Source organism: Dactylosporangium sp. NPDC005572, assembly GCF_040605515.1.
Taxonomy (GTDB): Bacteria; Actinomycetota; Actinomycetes; order Mycobacteriales; family Micromonosporaceae; genus Dactylosporangium.
In genome coordinates, this window is sequence record NZ_JBEXCY010000256.1 from 1 (window position 1) to 15,147 (window position 15,147).

A 15,147-nucleotide genomic window follows, 5' to 3' on the forward strand; every position below is an offset into this window, starting at 1 on the left:
CCATGATCGATGGCGAGTTCCGGCTGTCATAGCGACCAGAAGTCGCCATCGATCATGGCCACGGCGGGCTGATCGCGGTTCCGACAGGGATGAGCTACGCGGCTCGGGGCGGTTCCGGCCGGCCATGATCGTGGGAAACATGTGGTTGCCCGGACAGCCGGATGTTTCCCACGATCATGGGCCGGCCGCGGATCGGTGGTGGTCCGTGTGATGCTGCGCACCTTCTCCTATTTATCCGATAGGAATATGGTGGAGCGCATGACCGCGCGACCGCCACGCACGCTCGGGATCGTCACCGGGGCCGGTGGGCATCCCGGGCCGTACGAGCTGGCCATCGATCCCCGTCGCTCGACCGTCGACACCGCGATCAGCGTGGCGAAGAAGGCCGAGGCCGCGCGGATCGACTCCCTGTTCGTGCCCGATCTGCTGACCTTCGGGGCGCAGGGCACCATCGGGGCGCAGGAGCCGATCGTGTACGTCGCCGCGCTCAGCCAGGTCACCACGCGCATCGGGCTCATCGCGACCGTCTCCACCACGTTCCACCACCCGTACAACCTGGCCCGGCTGTTCGGCACCCTCGACCACGTCAGCAACGGGCGGGCCGCCTGGAACCTGGTCACCTCCTCCATCGGCGAGGAGAACTTCGGGCCCGGCGGGCTGCCGGGGCCCGAGGAGCGCTACGCGCGCGCGGCGGAGACCCTCGACGTCGTCAACGCCCTGTGGGACAGCTGGAAGCCCGGCGCGCTCCGGCTCGGGCCGGACGGCCGGGCCGTGCTCGACCCGTCCCGGATCCGGCCGATCGACCACCGCGGGCGGTACTTCAGCGTCGAAGGTCCGTTGAACATCCCGCCCCTGCCGCAGGGCCGGCCGGTTCTCATCCAGGCCGGGCAGTCGACCGCCGGCATCGAGCTCGGTGCCCGCTACGCCGAGGTCGTCTTCACGGCGCTGCCGACCCTGGATGCCGCCCGCGAGTTCACCGCCCGCATCCGCGCCCGCGCCGCCGCGCACGGCCGGCCGGAGGGGCTGCCGTTCATCTTCAGCTCGTTCCACGCGACGTTCGGCGCGACCGAGGAGGAGGCGCGGCGACGGGTCAGGGAGCGGCATGAGGCGATCGACTTCGAGGCCGGCCGGGCGCTGGTCGCCGACATGCTCGGCGGCGGGGTCGACCTGAGCGAGGCCAAGCTCGATGAGCCGCTGCCCGAGTCCCTGCTGCCCGACGTCAGCGACGTGCACCGCAGGCGCGGGCGGGTGGAGATCTTCAGCCGGTACGTCCGCGAAGGCCGCACGCTCCGCGAGATCATCGTCAGGGCGCAGGACACCGGCCACTGGAGCGTCTCCGGCACGCCGGAGCAGCTCGCCGACGCGGTGGAGGAGCGGTTCCGGGCCGGGGTGCTCGACGTGCTGTCGGTCGGCGGCCTGCACGATCCGCGCGAGCACGAGTTCGTCGTCGACGGCCTGCTGCACGAGCTGCGCCGCCGCGGCATCGTCAAGCCCGACTACCTCGGCCCGACGCTGCGCGAGAACCTCGGTCTGCCTACGCTCGGGGCGTGACCCACCACCTGACCAGGGACGAGGCGCGGCAGATCGCCGTGCGCGCCCAGCTGCTCGACGCGAACCGGCCGGAGCACCTGCTCGACGTCGTCCGCGGCCTGACCCTGCTGCAGCTCGACCCGACCTCGGCCGTGGCGCCGAGCGCCCACCTGGTGGCGTGGAGCCGCCTCGGGCCGGGGTACTCGCCGGCCGACCTGGAGGAGGCCGTGGACCAGCGGTCGCTCGTCGAGCTGCGCGGGATGGTGCGGGCGGCCGAGGACATCCCGCTGTACCGCGCCGAGATGGCCGACTGGCCCGGCCCGCCCGGCGGCTGGCGGCACCACCGCGCCACGTGGGTCCAGGCCAACGACGAGTGCCGCCGCGACATCCTGGCCCGCCTCGACGGCGACGGCCCGCTGCTGTCGCGGGACCTCCCCGACACCTGCACGGTGCCGTGGAAGTCCAGCGGCTGGACCAACAACCGCAACGTCACCCAGATGCTGGAGATCCTGGTCCAGGCCGGCGAGGTCGCGGTCGCCGGCCGCCACGGCGGCGAACGGTTGTGGGACCTCGCCGACCGGGTGTACCCGGGCACGGCGGTCCCGGACGCCGCGGCGGCGAAGCGGCAGCGCGACGAACGGCGGCTCGCCTCGCTCGGCATCGCCCGCGGCCGCGCCGCCGAGTGCCCCGTCGAGCCGCAGGACGTCGGCGAGGCCGGCGAGCCCGCCGTCATCGAGGGCGTCAAGGGCGTCTGGCGCGTCGACCCGGCGCAACTGGGAAGGCCGTTCGAGGGACGCGTCGCGCTGCTGTCGCCGTTCGACCGCCTCGTCTTCGACCGCAAACGCATGGCCGAGCTGTTCGGTTTCGACTACCAGCTGGAGATGTACAAGCCGGTCGCCAAGCGCCGCTGGGGCTACTACGCGCTGCCGATCCTGGCGGGCGACCGCCTCGTCGGCAAGGTGGACGCGGTCGCCGATCGGGCTTCCGGTGTACTGCGGGTGCACGCACTGCACGAGGACGCGGAGCACGACCACGAGGCGGTCCTGCGGGAGCTGGTGTCGCTGGCCACCTGGCTGCGGCTGGAGCCGCCGGAAGAAATCCTATCGGTGAAGTAGGGTTACTGATAGACTCGGCTGGTGTACGTGAGACGACTGCTGCAGCGCGCGGCCACGCTCGCGCACCGGTTCGCCGGCCTCGGCGCCGGCGCGCCGCCCGAGCCGCAGGTCTGGGCCGAGCTCGCCCCCGAGCTGGCCCTGCGCCGGATCTCCACCACCGCGACGGAAGGCAGGTTCGCGCGATGACCATGCGCGCCGTGCTGCACCACACCGAGCTGCGCCGCGTCTTCGGCGCCTTCCCGACCGGCGTGACGGCGATCGCCGCCCTCGTCGACGGGGCGCCCGTGGGCCTGGCCGCCAGCTCGTTCACGTCGGTGTCGCTCGACCCGCCCCTGGTCTCGGTCTGCATCGCCCACACCTCCACGACGTGGCCGGTGCTGCGCCGGGCCGACCGCCTGGGCGTCAGCGTCCTGGGCGCCCACCAGGAGCACCTGGGCCGCCAGCTCAGCTCGCGATCGGGCGACCGGTTCGCGGGCGCGACCTGGCGCGCGAGCCGCGGCGGCGAGATCGTCCTGGACGGCGCCTCCGCCTGGCTGGACTGCACGATCGAGCACGAGATCCCGGCCGGCGACCACGACATCGTCCTGCTCCGCGTCCACGACCTCGACGCCGACCGCACGGTCTCCCCGCTGGTCTTCCACCAGAGCACGTTCGGCCGCCTCCAGCGTGCCGCCTGACCCGGGGCTTGACCTTGCCCCCCGGGTCAGGGTTTAGCGTCCGGGCGTGACGAACATCGACGTCCGGCTCGCCGCGCCCGTCGCGGGACCGCCCACCCTGGCCGACCTCCTCGTGCACACCACCGGCGGGCCCAAGCCCGGGCCCGGTCAGGTCCTGGTCCGCAACCACTGGATCGCGCTCGGCGCCGTGCAGCGCACGCTCATGGCCCGCGGGGTGCTCGCCGCGAAGAGCCTCGGAGAGGTCGTCGGTACCGGGGACCTCGTGACGCACACCGGGCCGTGGAGCACCCACGTCGTCGCCGACCCGGCCGCGCTCCGGCCGGCCGGGGGCACACCGGACGCGGCCACCGCCGCCCGGCTGCTCGGCAGCGCCCCGGTCGCGCTCGCGGCGCTGCGGGCCGCCGGGCTGCGGGCCGGGGAGACCGTCCTGGTCACCGGGGCCGCCGGTGGGCTGGGCAGCGCCGCCGGGGCCGTCGCCCGCGCCCTCGGGGCCGGGCGGGTCGCCGGGACCACCGGGTCGGCGTGGAAGGTGCCGCTGCTCACCGCCGGGCTCGGGTTCGACGCCGCCGCCGGGCACGCGTCGCTCGCCGAGGCGGTCGAGCGGCTCGGCCCGGCCGACGTGGTCGTCGACACCCTCGGGCGGGTCGAGGAGCTGGTCGCCGCCGTGGCGCCCGGGACCCGGATCGCGCTGTGCGGTGCGCTGAGCCAGCAGCTCGGCGGGGCCGCCGACCCGCGGCTCGACCTCACCGCCGTCATCTTCAAGCGGCTCACCCTGGTCGGCGCCACCCCGGGCGCCGACCCGGGCGAGGAGCTGCCCGCCGGCCTGACCCTGCCGTACACGGTGATCGAGGGCCTGACCGAGGCGCCGCGGGCGCTGCTCGACCTGTTCGCCGGGCGGCACACCGGCACCGTCCTGGTCCGCGTCCAGGGTGGGGCGGATGCGGATCGGTGAGCTCGCGGCGGCGACCGGCGCCACGACCCGCGCGCTGCGGCTGTACGAGGCCGAGGGGCTGCTGCTCAGCGAGCGCGGCCCCAACGGCTACCGCGACTACCCGGCCTCGGCCGCCCCGCGGGTGCGCAACATCCGCGAGCTGCTGAGCCTCGGCTTCACCATCGCCGACGTGCGGTGGTTCACCCGGTACCTCGACCAGGAGCTGCCGCCGGCGTTCGCCGACGGCGGCTCCTGCGCCACGGCGATGCGGGTCGCCGGCGAGCGCCTCGCCGACCTCCGCGCCAGGATCGACGCGCTGACCCGCCTGCACGACGCCCTCGCCGCCCGCATGGGCTGACGTCAGCAGCTGTACGTGCGGACGCCGCCGTGGCGCACTCAGCTCCACGCCGACCCGAGCGGCCCGATGAACCTCTCCGGCAACGGTTCGGCGGAGTCTTCGCTGTGAATGAGATGGGAAATACATGATTTCCGGCCCGTGAGGGGTGGCCCGGGCGGTGGCGCGGCGGGCAAAATCCTATTGTGCACATCGGAATAGTTCCCTGGTGACCGCGCACCGGCTGATCGTGGGGGCGTGCCTGGCCGCCGGCTTCACCACCCTGCTCGACCAGTCCGTGCTCAACGTCGCCATGCCCGCGCTGCGCGGGTCGCTGCACGCCGGTGACGCGACCCTCCAGTGGATCATGGCCGGGTACTCGCTCACCTTCGGGCTCGCGCTCGTGCCGGCCGGGCGGCTCGGCGACATGTACGGTCGCCGCACGCTCTTCGCCGGCGGGCTCACCGTCTTCGCCCTCGGCGGCGTCGTGGCCGCGCTCGCCTCCGACGCCTGGCTCGTCGCCGCGGCCCGGCTCGTCCAGGGTGCCGGGGCCGGCGTCGTGAACCCGCAGATCATCGGGCTGTTCCAGGACCTGTTCACCGGCACCGGGCGGGCCCGGGCCCTCGGCGCCTACGCCGTCGTGGGCGGGGTCGCGGCCTCCGTCGGGCCGCCCGTCGGCGGCGTCATCCTCCACCTCGCCGGCGACGACCCGGGCTGGCGCCTCGTCCTGCTGCTCAACCTGCCGTTCGCGATCGCCACGGTACCGCTGGCGCTGAAACTCCTGCCGAAGGACGTGCCCGACCGGCGCGGCACCCAGCTCGACCTGCCCGGGCTGGTGCTGCTCGCCGCCGCCACGCTCGCCGTGCTGCTGCCCCTCGTCGGAGCCCCCGGCGGCTGGTGGTGGGCGGCCGCCGCCGCGGCCGGCGTCGGGGCGCTCGTCGCCTGGGAACGGCGCTACACCGCCCGCGGGCGGACCGCACTGCTGCTGCCGGCGCTCACCCGCAGCCGCGGGTTCGTGCTCGGCACCCTCGTCGCGATGTGCTACTTCGGTGCCGCCCTCGCCCTCAACCTGGTCATCGCGCTGTTCCTGCAGGACGGGCTCGGGCTGTCACCGCTCGCCGCCGCGGCGCTGTCGCTGCCCGGCGCCGTCGGGTTCGCCGCGTCGTCCACGGCGAGCCACCGCCTGGTCAGCCGGTACGGGCGGCACGGCGTCTCGGCCGCCCTCGGCGTCGCCGCGGTCAGCGTCGCCGCCGCGGCCGCCGCGACCGCGCTGCTGCCGGTCGGCGGGGTCGTCGTCGCGCTCGGGGTCAGCCAGCTCGTCACCGGCGCAGCCGGCGGCCTGATCAACGCGCCCAACCAGGCGCTCACGCTGACCCACGCGCCGCCCGGGGCCGGCGGGCTCAGCGCCGCGATGCTGCAGCTGTCCCAGCGCCTGGCCGCGAGCGTGAGCATCGCCGCGGTCACCGGCATCTTCCTGCACACCGCGCAGGCCGGGCTCCTCCAGTCGTACCGCGCGGCGCTGACCCACGGCACGCTCCTGTGCCTGGCGCTGGTGCTGCTGTCGCTGCTGTTCGCGGTCGCGGACGGCGTTCCCAACCGAGCCGTCGCCGGCGGCGTTCCCAACCGTGCCGTCGCGGACGGCGTGTCCGTGTCAGCCGTCGCCGACGGCCCGACCATCCGGAGGTCCACCGTATGAGCGCACCACCGCTGCACCTCGCCGTCGAGCTCGACGGCGTCCCGTTCGCCGACCTGCCCGCGGCCGTCGCCGCCGCCGAGGCCGCCGGCTTCGCCCTCGTCACCCTCGCCGACTCGCCGCTCCCACCGGCGTCGGGGGAGCGGATCGAGGCCGGGGTCCGGGCCGCGTACCTGGCCCGGCGCACCAGCCGGATCGGGCTCGCCCCGGCCCTTCCGGTCACCACCACCGAGCCGTTCCACCTCGCCACCCAGCTGGCCAGCCTCGACCACGCCTCCGGCGGCCGGGCCGCCTGGGTCGTCGCCGCCCCCAACGGCGCCGACGAGCTCGCCACCATCGGCCGGACGCCGCTCGACGCGGCCGGGCTGCGCCGCGAGGCCGAGGACGTCATCCGGGTCGCCCGGCTGCTGTGGGACTCGTGGGAGGACGACGCGATCATCCGCGACGTGGCCAGCGGCCGGTTCCTCGACGCCGACCGGGTCCACCACGTCAACTTCGAGGGCGTCACGTTCTCGGTCAGCGGGCCGCTCATCACGACCCGCCCGCCGCAGGGCCAGGTCGTCGTCATCGTCCCGCACGCGCTCGGCCTCGACGCGTTCGCCGACGTCGTGCTGGTCGAGGACCCGTCGGAGGCGGTCGAGGAGGGTCCGCTGGTCTTCGCCGAGGTGCGTTCGTACCCCGCCGGCCCCGCCGGGCTCGGTCACCTGTCCGGTGCGGTCCACGGTGTGCGCCTGCACCCGCGGTCGCTGGAGGAGTTCGCCGCGCTCGCCGCCGAGTTCGGCCCGGGCCGCCCGGTCGCCGGTCCGACGCTGCGCGACACCCTCGGCCTGCCCCGCCCCGTCAACGCGTTCCAGGAGGCCTGACATGAGCGTCGACCGAAGCCCGCGACTGCACCTCGGCGTCTTCTTCACCGGCGTCGGGCCGAACCTGCTGTGGACCGAGCCCGGCGCCGCCGACCACACCCACTTCGACACGTTCGTCGACGTCGCCAGGACCCTGGAACGCGGCCTGTTCGACGCGTTCTTCCTCGGCGAGGGCCTGCGCGTGCGGGAGAACCGCGGCCGGGTCCACGACCTCGACGTCGCCGGCCGGCCCGACGCGATCACCCAGCTCGCCGCTCTCGCGGCCGAGACCACGCACATCGGGCTCGTCGCGACGCAGAACACGACGTACAACTTCCCGGCCGACCTCGCCCGCCGCCTCGCCTCCCTGGACCGGGTCAGCAACGGCCGGGCCGGGTGGAACGTCGTCACCACCGACAACGCCTGGACCGGCGAGAACTTCCGGCACGGCGGCTGGCTGCCGCACGAGCGGCGCTACGAGCGCGCGGCCGCGTTCGTCGCCGCCGCCAAGGCGCTGTGGCGGGGCGACGCCGTCGACGAGCACACCGACGTCATCGACGTGCGCGCCCGGGGTACCGTCGCCGGGACGAGACCGGTCATCTTCCAGGCCGGCGACTCGCCCGGCGGCCGCGACCTGGCGGCCCGGCACGCCGACGTGGTGTTCTCGGCCAACACCGACTACGACAAGGCCGTCGAGTACGCGGCCGACCTGCGCCGCCGGCTCGCCGGCTACGGCCGCTCGCCCGACGCCGTGCGCATCCTGCCCGGCGCCTCCGTCGTGCTCGGCGACACGCCGGCCGAGGCCGAGGAGAAGGCCCGCTGGATCCGCCGCGAGCAGACGACGGGCCCGCGCGCGATCGCGTTCCTGGAGCAGTACTGGGGCAAGGACCTCTCCGGCTACGACCCCGACGGCCCGCTGCCCGACGTCGAACCGGCCGAGGGCGAGCTCGACCCGTCCCGCGGCACGATCCCGATCGAGCTGCGCACCGGCAAGCTGGAGCGGGTCCGCCAGTGGCGCGAGCAGGCGGCGGCGAACGGCTGGACGATCCGCGACCTGGTGATCGAGGTGACCCCGAACCACACCGCGTTCGTCGGCACCCCGGGCCGGATCGCGGACGAGTGGGCCCGCTACGTGCGCGACCGCGCGGTGGACGGCTTCAACCTGCTCCCGCAGCAGCTGCCCGGCACCGCGGAGGACGTGGTCGACCGCCTGGTCCCGGAGCTGCAGTCCCGCGGCGTGTACCGCACCGAGTACGAGGGCGCCACCCTCCGCGAGCACCTGGACCTGCGGTGAGCGGTCACTGGAGCGGGATGTCGGCGCCGTGCTCCCGCGGCGGGCGGGGGCCGAAGATCCGCCGGTCCGCCTCGGCGATCCGCACGTCGTTGATGCTCGCCTCCCGGCGGCGCATCAGGCCGTCGTCGGCGAACTCCCACAGCTCGTTGCCGTAGCTGCGCCACCACTGGCCGGCCGGGTCGTGGCACTCGTACTGGAAGCGGACCGCGATGCGGTTGCCGCCGAACGTCCACAGGCTCTTGCGCAGCGCGTAGTCCAGCTCACGGGACCACTTGCCGCGCAGGAACGCCACGATCGCGTCCCGGCCGGTCAGGAACGTGTCCCGGTTGCGCCACCGCGAGTCGGGCGTGTAGGCGAGGGCCACCCGTTCGGGGTCGCGGGTGTTCCAGGCGTCCTCGGCCGCCTGGACCTTCGCGACCGCGGTCTGCGGCGTGAACGGCTCCATGCCGTCCAGCGTCCGCGCGGGTCGGCCGCCCGGCAACCGCGGCGCGGTGACGTGCCGGGTGTCCGGCCACCCGCCCGCGCGGTCCCGGGTCGCCGGGACATTCCTCCCGGCCGGGTGGGACGGCCGGCCGGTGCGGCCCGGGTCGATCGGACGGCACCGTCTCGGCCATGACGACACCACTGACGACGACTTCACGGACCTGGGCCCTGTGCGGTGCCCTGGGCGGCCTCATCGCCCTCGTCGGGCTCCTGGTCGGCGCCGACCTCACCGGCGGCGTCGGCGACGGGATCAAGGACAACGCGCTGGTCGTGGCCGAGATCGCCGGCAAGCGCAACTACGTGTGGCTCTACCAGGTGGTCAGCGCCGCCGCGGCCGGGCTCATCGTGGTCTTCGCGGCCGGGCTGCGCCGCCACCTCGCCGCCCAGGAGCCCGCCGGCAGCCTCGTGCCCGGCGTCGCCGGCGCCGGCCTCGGCCTGGTCGCGGCCGTCCTGCTGGTCGGCGGCGGCATGAGCACCGAGCTGTACTGGGCCCTCGGCGAGCCCGAGCGCTGGGACCCCGACACGATCGCCGCCATGGTCGAGATCTACAACACGATCGCCTGGGTGTGGACCGGCGCCGGGGTGGCGGCGCTCGCCGTCGCGGTCGGCGGGTTCCGGCACGGCTCGGTCGCCAGGTGGCTGGCCGCGGTCAGCGCCGTCCTCGCGGTGCTGGTGTTCGCCACCCAGGCGTACCCGGCCCAGTACGCCGCGCTGTTCGCCGGCGCACTCTGGGTGATCGTCGCCGGTCTGGCGTTCACCTTCGGCGGCCGCCGCGCGCCGGCGACCGCCTAAGGTCTGCAGATCATGAGGATCGCCTGGCCGCTCGCGGCGCTGACCGTGGCCCTGGCCGCGGCCGGCGGCTGGCTCGCGGCCGGGAACGGGGCGACCCTCGGCGACGTCAGCCACCTGCCGGCGGTGGCCGCCTGCGCGGTCACCGGCGGCCTGCTGGCCCGCCGCCGGCCCGGCAACGCGGTCGGCCCGCTGCTGCTGCTCAGCGCGTTCTCGTTCGCGCTGCAGGAGGCCTGCGGGCAGGCCGCGACCCGGTGGGACAGCGCGGCGCTCGCCTGGCCGCAGACGTGGCTGTGGGTGCCGGCCAACCTCGGGCTCGCGCTCGTCCCGCTGTACTTCCCCGACGGCCGGCTCGCGCCCCGCGCCCGGCCCGTCGTCGCGGCCGTGCTCGGCCTGGCCGCCGTCGCCGCGGTCACCGGCGCGCTGCGCCCCGGCGTCAACGACCAGGTCGGCCCGTCCGCCCCCGCGAACCCGCTCGGCGTGGCCGGGCTCGGCGGCGTCGCGTCCGTCGTCGAGAGCCTGTTCACGATCGCCGCCGGGCTGTGCTTCATCGCCGGCGCCGCGGCCGTCGCGTGGCGGGCCCGCAGTCGGGCCGGGGTCGCCGGGGCGCAGGCCCGCTGGCTCGCCTACTCGATCGGCCTGGTCGCGCTCGTGGTGGTCGTCCGCCTCGCCGTCGGGCTCCTCGACGCCGACCCGGGCCGGGTCTGGCCGGCCGAGGGCTCGGTGTGGAACGTCGCCGGCGGCCTCGCCAGCGTGCTCATCCCGGCCGGGATCGGGATCGCCGTGCTGCGCCACCGGCTGTTCGACATCGACCTGCTCATCAGCCGGACCGCGGTGTTCGTCGCGCTGTCCGCCGCGGTCGCCGCCGCCTACCTGCTGGTCGTCGGCGTGCTCGGCGCCTCCTCGGTGGTCGCCGCCGTGGCCGCCGCGCTCGTGTTCGGCCTGCTGCGGCAGTGGATCCAGCAGAGGATCAACCTGCTCGTGTACGGCGAGCGCGACGACCCCTACACCGTCCTCGCACGGCTGGGGGAGCGGCTGGCGACCGTCCCGGACCCGGGCGCGATCCTCGCCGCCGGCACCGTCACCGTGCGCGAGGCGCTGCAACTGTCCTACGTCGGGATCTTCGTCGGCGCCGGCCGCTCGTACGAGCTCGGGCGGCGCCCCGCCGACCCGGTCGCCCTGCCGCTCGTCGCCGGCGGCGAGCCGGTCGGCGAGCTGCTGCTCGGCCCGCGCCCCGGCGAGGCCACGCTCGGCCCCCGCGACCTGCGGCTGCTGCGCGACCTGGCGGGGCACCTCGGCGTCGCCGTGCAGGCGGTGCGGTACTCGGCCGACCTCCAGCACTCCCGCGAGCAGCTCGTCCTGGCCCGCGAGGAGGAGCGCCGCCGCCTGCGCCGCGACCTGCACGACGGCCTCGGCCCGACGCTCGCCGCGCTCACCATGCGGGCCGAGGCGGCCCAGGAGGTCGGCGGCGAGGCCGCGCAGCGGCTCCTCGAGGAGATCGTCACCGACACCCAGACGGCCCTCGCGGACGTGCGGCGCATCATCGAGGGCCTGCGCCCGCCGGCGCTGGACACCCTCGGCCTGGTCGGCGCCATCCGGGCCCACGTGGCGTCGTGGCCGTCCGGCCCGCGGTTCGTCCTGGACGCGGCCGACGACATCCGGGAGCTGCCGGCGGCGGCCGAGGTGGCGGCGTACCGCATCGCCGTCGAGGCCCTCGCCAACGCCCGCCGCCACGCCGGGGCGAGCACCGTGCGGGTCGCCGTCGCGGTCGACGGCGACGCCCTCACACTGTCCGTGCACGACGACGGCGCCGGCGCCGGCTCCGCGACCCCGGGGGTGGGCATGCACTCGATGCGCGAACGCGCCGCCGAGCTCGGCGGCTCCCTGACCGTGGCGACGGGCGACGGCACGAGCGTGACCGCGCGGCTGCCTTTGGGGGCCGCCCGATGAGCGCGGTGCGGGTCCTCATCGTCGACGACCACGACCAGTTCCGGGCCGGCCTGCGGGCGCTGCTGGCCACCGCGCCGGAGATCGAGGTCTGCGGCGAGGCGGCCGGCGGCGAGGAGGCGCTCACCGCGGTCGCCCGCCTGCACCCCGACGTGGTCCTGCTCGACCTGGCGATGCCCGGCATGGGCGGGATCGCCGCCACCGAGCGGATCGTGGCGACGACCCCGCACGTGCGGGTGCTGGTGCTGAGCATGGCGGACGACGACGACTCGGTGTTCGCCGCGCTGCGCGCCGGTGCCCGCGGCTACGTCCTCAAGGGCGCCCGCCGCCTGGAGATCGTCCGCTCGATCCTGGTCGTCGCCGAGGGCGAGGCCATCTTCGGCCCGGCGATCGCGAGCCGCCTGATGGGCTACTTCGCGGGCCTGGACCGGGCGGCGGCCGCCCCGGTCCCGTTCCCCGAGCTCACCCAGCGGGAGCGGCAGATCCTGACCCTGGTCGCCCAGCACCTGACGAACCCGCAGATCGCCGAGCGGCTCGGCCTGAGCCAGAAGACGGTCCGCAACCACGTCTCGAACATCTTCGCCAAGCTCCAGGTCGCCGACCGCGCCCAGGCCATCGTGATCGCCCGCGACGCCGGCCTGCCCGAACGCTGACGCCCACCGGGGGCGCACCGAGCTCACGCCGCCGACCAGCCGGACCAGGTCGTGACGTCGATCGCGATGAGCGCGCCGGTCAGGCGGAAGTCCGGGTAGCGGGCCGCCAGCAGCTCGAGCGCGGCCGCACCCTCGGCGGCGGCCGGGTCGACCTCGCGGGCGCGGCCGTCGACCCGGACCCACCACAGCCGCGACCAGTCGTCGTCGTAGTGGTCGACCAGCAGCGACACCTGCGGGTTGGCGCGCAGGTTGGCCAGCCGGCGCAGGGTCGTGTGGCGCTTCGGCTTGGCGTCCACGCCGTGGTACACCACGTCGCCGGCCACCGCGAACACGATCGGCACCAGGTGCGGGCGGCCGTCCGGGGACGCCGTCGCCAGCCGGGCCACCCGCGCCGCCGCGAAGCGCCGCCTCGCCGCGTCCTCGGGCAGGCTCATCCCTCGCCGGCGAACGTGGCGATGGCCGCCTCCCACTCGTCCAGGGCGCGCTCCACCGTCGAGCGCGGGCCCGACGGCAGCCAGTGGCTCGCGCGGGTCACGCCGGCCTCGTGCAGCTGCTGCAGTACAGCCGGATCCGCCGGGGCGCTGAGCACCTGGACGTCGATCGCGCGCTCGGCCCGGGCCCGCAGCTCCGCCACGCGCGGGAACATGCCGGGGGAGTAGTTGGGGAACCAGGCGTCGCCGAAGGCGAGCACCCGGTCGAGCACCGTCGGGCCGTCGCCGCCGACCAGGATCGGCGGGTGCGGGCGCTGCACCGGCTTCGGCCACGACCAGATGCGGTCGAACGACACGTGCTTGCCGTGGTACGTCGCCTCGGCGTCGCGCCAGATGGCCTGCATCGCCTCGACCCGCTCGCGCAGGACGGTCATGCGCACCCGCGGGTCGGTGCCGTGGTTGCGCATCTCCTCGCGGTTCCAGCCGGCGCCCACGCCGAACTCGAACCGGCCGCCGGAGAGCACGTCGACCGACGCGACCTCCTTCGCCGTGATGATCGGGTCGCGCTCGATCACCAGGCAGATGCCGCTGCCGACGCGCAGGGTGCGGGTCGCGGCGGCCGCCGCGGTGAGCGCCACGAAGAGGTCGAGGGTGTGCCAGTACCGCTGGGGCAGCTCCCCGCCCTCGTAGGGCGTGTCCCGGCTGGCGGGGATGTGCGTGTGCTCGGCGAAGAACAGCGCGGTCTGGCCGCGCTCCTCGACGAGCGCCGCGAGCGGCCCGGGCAGCATCGCGTTGTGTGTGGGGAAGTATCCGACGCCGAAGTCCATGATCCTGTGTCTTACCCGACGCCGGGCTGGGTAACCAGCACGACATGCGCAAGGAACACGAGCGGTACACCAAGGACGACGAGCGGTACACCATGGGCACCACCGGCACCCCCGGCCGCTCGGGTGCCGACACGATCGACGAGGACGACGCGCCGAACGGCTCGGCCGTCGGCACCCCCGCCGTGACGCTGGGCGGCGAGCCCGAGGACCCGGAGCTGCCCTGGGACCACGCGCCGGGCCCGGACGACAAGCTGCACCTGCCGCGCAACGCGGTGCAGCGGGGCGACTGAGGCCGGCCGCCGGCCGCTACGCTGTCGGCGTGCGGCGTGCCCTGGTGATCGGCAACAGCGACGGGATCGGGCTGGCGCTGACCCGCCGGCTGCTCGACGAGGGCTGGACGGTGCGGGGCCTCTCGCGCAGCGACAGCCCGCTGTCCCACGCGTCCTACTCGCACGTGCGCGGCGACGTGGTGACGGCCGCGATCCCTTCGGACCCGGTCGACCTGTGCGTGTACGCGGCCGGGGTCGGGGAGCTGCTCGACCTCGGTGACCTTGCTGCCCAGACCCGGGCGATCGAGGTGAACCTGCTCGGGGCGGCGCGGACCGTCGAGGCCGTGGTCCCGGCGATGGTCGCCGCCGGGAGCGGGCACCTCGTCGGGCTGTCGAGCCTGGCCGACGTCGTGATCTCCGCCGACGCGCCCGGCTACGCCGCCTCGAAGGCCGGCCTCACGGCGTACCTGCTCGGCCTGCGCGCCGCCCTGCGCCCGCACGGTGTCGCCGTCACCGCCGTGCGGTTCGGCTTCGTCGACACCAAGATGGCCAAGGGCGCCTCCCGTCCGCTCATGATCGCGGTGGACGAGGCCGTCGAGGTCCTGATGCGCGGCATCCGGCGGCGCCCGGCCGTCATCTCGTACCCCCGGCGCGTCTCCGCCGCCGCCCGGCTCATCCGTCTTTCGGCGCGGGCGACGCTGCGCTGATCGGGATCTCCGCGGTGACCGTCGCCCCGTCCGGGCCGGCCCGCATCCGCAGTGTGCCGCCGACCTGCTCGACCCGCTCGCGCATCGAGGCGATGCCGACGCCCGGCGTCCACGGCTCGTCCGAGCGGCCCCGGTCCCGCACCGTCACCCGCAGGACCGGGCCGTCGGCGACGCTGAACCCGGCCGTCGCCTCGGCGACCCCGGCGTGGCGGGCCACGTTGGTGAGGGCCTCGACCGCCATCCGGTACGCCGCCACCTCGACCGCCGCCGGCAGCCCGGCCGCGTTCTCGGCCAGGTCCCGGGCCGCGTCGAACGTCACGGTGAGGAAGCGGCCGTCGGCGGTGCGCAGCCGGGAGACCTGTTGCCGTACGGCGCCGACCAGGCCGAGCTCGTCGAGGGCGCGGGGCCGCAGGCCGTAGACGATCCGGCGGATCTCGGCGATCGCGTCGCGGGCCTCGCCGCGCAGGTCGCGCAGGATCTGCGCGGCCTCGCCGGGGTTGGCGTGCAGGAGGTTGGCGACGGCGTCGGCGCTGTACGCGATCCCGGTCAGCGCCGGGCCGAGCCCGTCGTGCAGGTCGCGGCGGACCCGGCGGCGCTCCTCCTCCAGCGCGGCGACGGCCCGCCG

General features: G+C 75.3%; 18 protein-coding genes. 14 read left to right on the forward strand and 4 right to left on the reverse strand.

The annotated features are described in order from the left end of the window. Window positions 1–258 precede the first annotated feature (258 nt). The 9 genes from ABZS66_RS54385 (at window position 259) to ABZS66_RS54425 (ending at window position 8,416) form a co-directional block, all read left to right on the forward strand. A complete protein-coding gene (locus tag ABZS66_RS54385; RefSeq protein ID WP_354771603.1) occupies window positions 259–1,551 on the forward strand; it encodes an NtaA/DmoA family FMN-dependent monooxygenase in 1,293 nt (430 codons plus the stop codon). After that, window positions 1,548–2,645, forward strand: a complete 1,098-nt coding sequence (locus ABZS66_RS54390) for a crosslink repair DNA glycosylase YcaQ family protein (protein ID WP_354771605.1) — start codon at window positions 1,548–1,550, stop codon at window positions 2,643–2,645. Before ABZS66_RS54385 ends, ABZS66_RS54390 begins: the two co-directional genes overlap by 4 nt. 21 nt (window positions 2,646–2,666) lie before the next feature. Next, window positions 2,667–2,831, forward strand: a complete 165-nt coding sequence (locus tag ABZS66_RS54395) for a hypothetical protein (RefSeq protein ID WP_354771607.1) — start codon at window positions 2,667–2,669, stop codon at window positions 2,829–2,831. Beyond that, window positions 2,828–3,322, forward strand: a complete 495-nt coding sequence (locus ABZS66_RS54400; RefSeq protein ID WP_354771609.1) for a flavin reductase family protein — start codon at window positions 2,828–2,830, stop codon at window positions 3,320–3,322. The genes ABZS66_RS54395 and ABZS66_RS54400 overlap by 4 nt, the downstream gene beginning before the upstream one ends. Before the next feature lie 46 nt (window positions 3,323–3,368). Then, window positions 3,369–4,274: a zinc-binding dehydrogenase gene (locus ABZS66_RS54405; RefSeq protein WP_354771611.1), complete on the forward strand. Its 906-nt coding sequence runs from the start codon at window positions 3,369–3,371 to the stop codon at window positions 4,272–4,274. Next, a complete protein-coding gene (locus ABZS66_RS54410; RefSeq protein WP_354771613.1) occupies window positions 4,261–4,611 on the forward strand; it encodes a MerR family transcriptional regulator in 351 nt (116 codons plus the stop codon). Before ABZS66_RS54405 ends, ABZS66_RS54410 begins: the two co-directional genes overlap by 14 nt. A gap of 205 nt (window positions 4,612–4,816) precedes the next feature. Next, a complete protein-coding gene (locus ABZS66_RS54415) occupies window positions 4,817–6,283 on the forward strand; it encodes an MFS transporter (protein ID WP_354771615.1) in 1,467 nt (488 codons plus the stop codon). Continuing rightward, window positions 6,280–7,143 carry an LLM class flavin-dependent oxidoreductase gene (locus ABZS66_RS54420; protein WP_354771617.1) on the forward strand — a complete coding sequence of 288 codons (864 nt, stop codon included), beginning with the start codon at window positions 6,280–6,282 and terminating at the stop codon, window positions 7,141–7,143. The genes ABZS66_RS54415 and ABZS66_RS54420 overlap by 4 nt, the downstream gene beginning before the upstream one ends. 1 nt (window position 7,144) lies before the next feature. Then, entirely contained in the window at window positions 7,145–8,416 is a 1,272-nt protein-coding gene (locus tag ABZS66_RS54425; protein ID WP_354771618.1) for an LLM class flavin-dependent oxidoreductase, read from the forward strand. Between the two features lie 4 nt (window positions 8,417–8,420). On the opposite strand, the gene ABZS66_RS54430 is transcribed toward ABZS66_RS54425, so the two are convergent. Next, window positions 8,421–8,861 (reverse strand): nuclear transport factor 2 family protein, encoded by a 441-nt coding sequence (locus ABZS66_RS54430; RefSeq protein WP_354771620.1) that lies wholly within the window; start codon window positions 8,859–8,861, stop codon window positions 8,421–8,423. A 167-nt stretch (window positions 8,862–9,028) separates the two neighbouring features. Here ABZS66_RS54430 and ABZS66_RS54435 point away from each other — a divergent pair, with 167 nt between their 5' ends. The 3 genes from ABZS66_RS54435 to ABZS66_RS54445 are packed head-to-tail and all read left to right on the forward strand — an operon-like array spanning window position 9,029 to window position 12,288. After that, window positions 9,029–9,691, forward strand: coding sequence for a hypothetical protein (locus ABZS66_RS54435; protein WP_354771622.1), 663 nt, complete (start codon window positions 9,029–9,031; stop codon window positions 9,689–9,691). A gap of 12 nt (window positions 9,692–9,703) precedes the next feature. Next, entirely contained in the window at window positions 9,704–11,638 is a 1,935-nt protein-coding gene (locus tag ABZS66_RS54440; protein ID WP_354771624.1) for a sensor histidine kinase, read from the forward strand. Continuing rightward, window positions 11,635–12,288 carry a response regulator transcription factor gene (locus tag ABZS66_RS54445; RefSeq protein ID WP_354771626.1) on the forward strand — a complete coding sequence of 218 codons (654 nt, stop codon included), beginning with the start codon at window positions 11,635–11,637 and terminating at the stop codon, window positions 12,286–12,288. The genes ABZS66_RS54440 and ABZS66_RS54445 overlap by 4 nt, the downstream gene beginning before the upstream one ends. Before the next feature lie 23 nt (window positions 12,289–12,311). Here ABZS66_RS54445 and ABZS66_RS54450 read toward each other — a convergent pair whose 3' ends face one another. Both ABZS66_RS54450 and ABZS66_RS54455 read right to left on the reverse strand, forming a co-directional pair. Then, window positions 12,312–12,722, reverse strand: coding sequence for a TIGR03668 family PPOX class F420-dependent oxidoreductase (locus tag ABZS66_RS54450; protein ID WP_354771628.1), 411 nt, complete (start codon window positions 12,720–12,722; stop codon window positions 12,312–12,314). Next, window positions 12,719–13,546, reverse strand: coding sequence for a TIGR03619 family F420-dependent LLM class oxidoreductase (locus tag ABZS66_RS54455; protein WP_354771630.1), 828 nt, complete (start codon window positions 13,544–13,546; stop codon window positions 12,719–12,721). Before ABZS66_RS54455 ends, ABZS66_RS54450 begins: the two co-directional genes overlap by 4 nt. Window positions 13,547–13,590: 44 nt before the next feature. Between ABZS66_RS54455 and ABZS66_RS54460 the strand changes: the two genes are divergently transcribed. Next, on the forward strand, window positions 13,591–13,836 hold the full coding sequence (locus ABZS66_RS54460; RefSeq protein ID WP_354771631.1) for a hypothetical protein: 246 nt from the start codon (window positions 13,591–13,593) through the stop codon (window positions 13,834–13,836). A 29-nt stretch (window positions 13,837–13,865) separates the two neighbouring features. Further along, on the forward strand, window positions 13,866–14,522 hold the full coding sequence (locus tag ABZS66_RS54465) for an SDR family NAD(P)-dependent oxidoreductase (protein ID WP_354771633.1): 657 nt from the start codon (window positions 13,866–13,868) through the stop codon (window positions 14,520–14,522). On the opposite strand, the gene ABZS66_RS54470 is transcribed toward ABZS66_RS54465, so the two are convergent. Continuing rightward, window positions 14,488–15,147 (reverse strand): histidine kinase (locus ABZS66_RS54470; protein ID WP_354771635.1); only part of this gene is annotated, 660 nt, incomplete at its 5' end. The genes ABZS66_RS54465 and ABZS66_RS54470 overlap by 35 nt on opposite strands.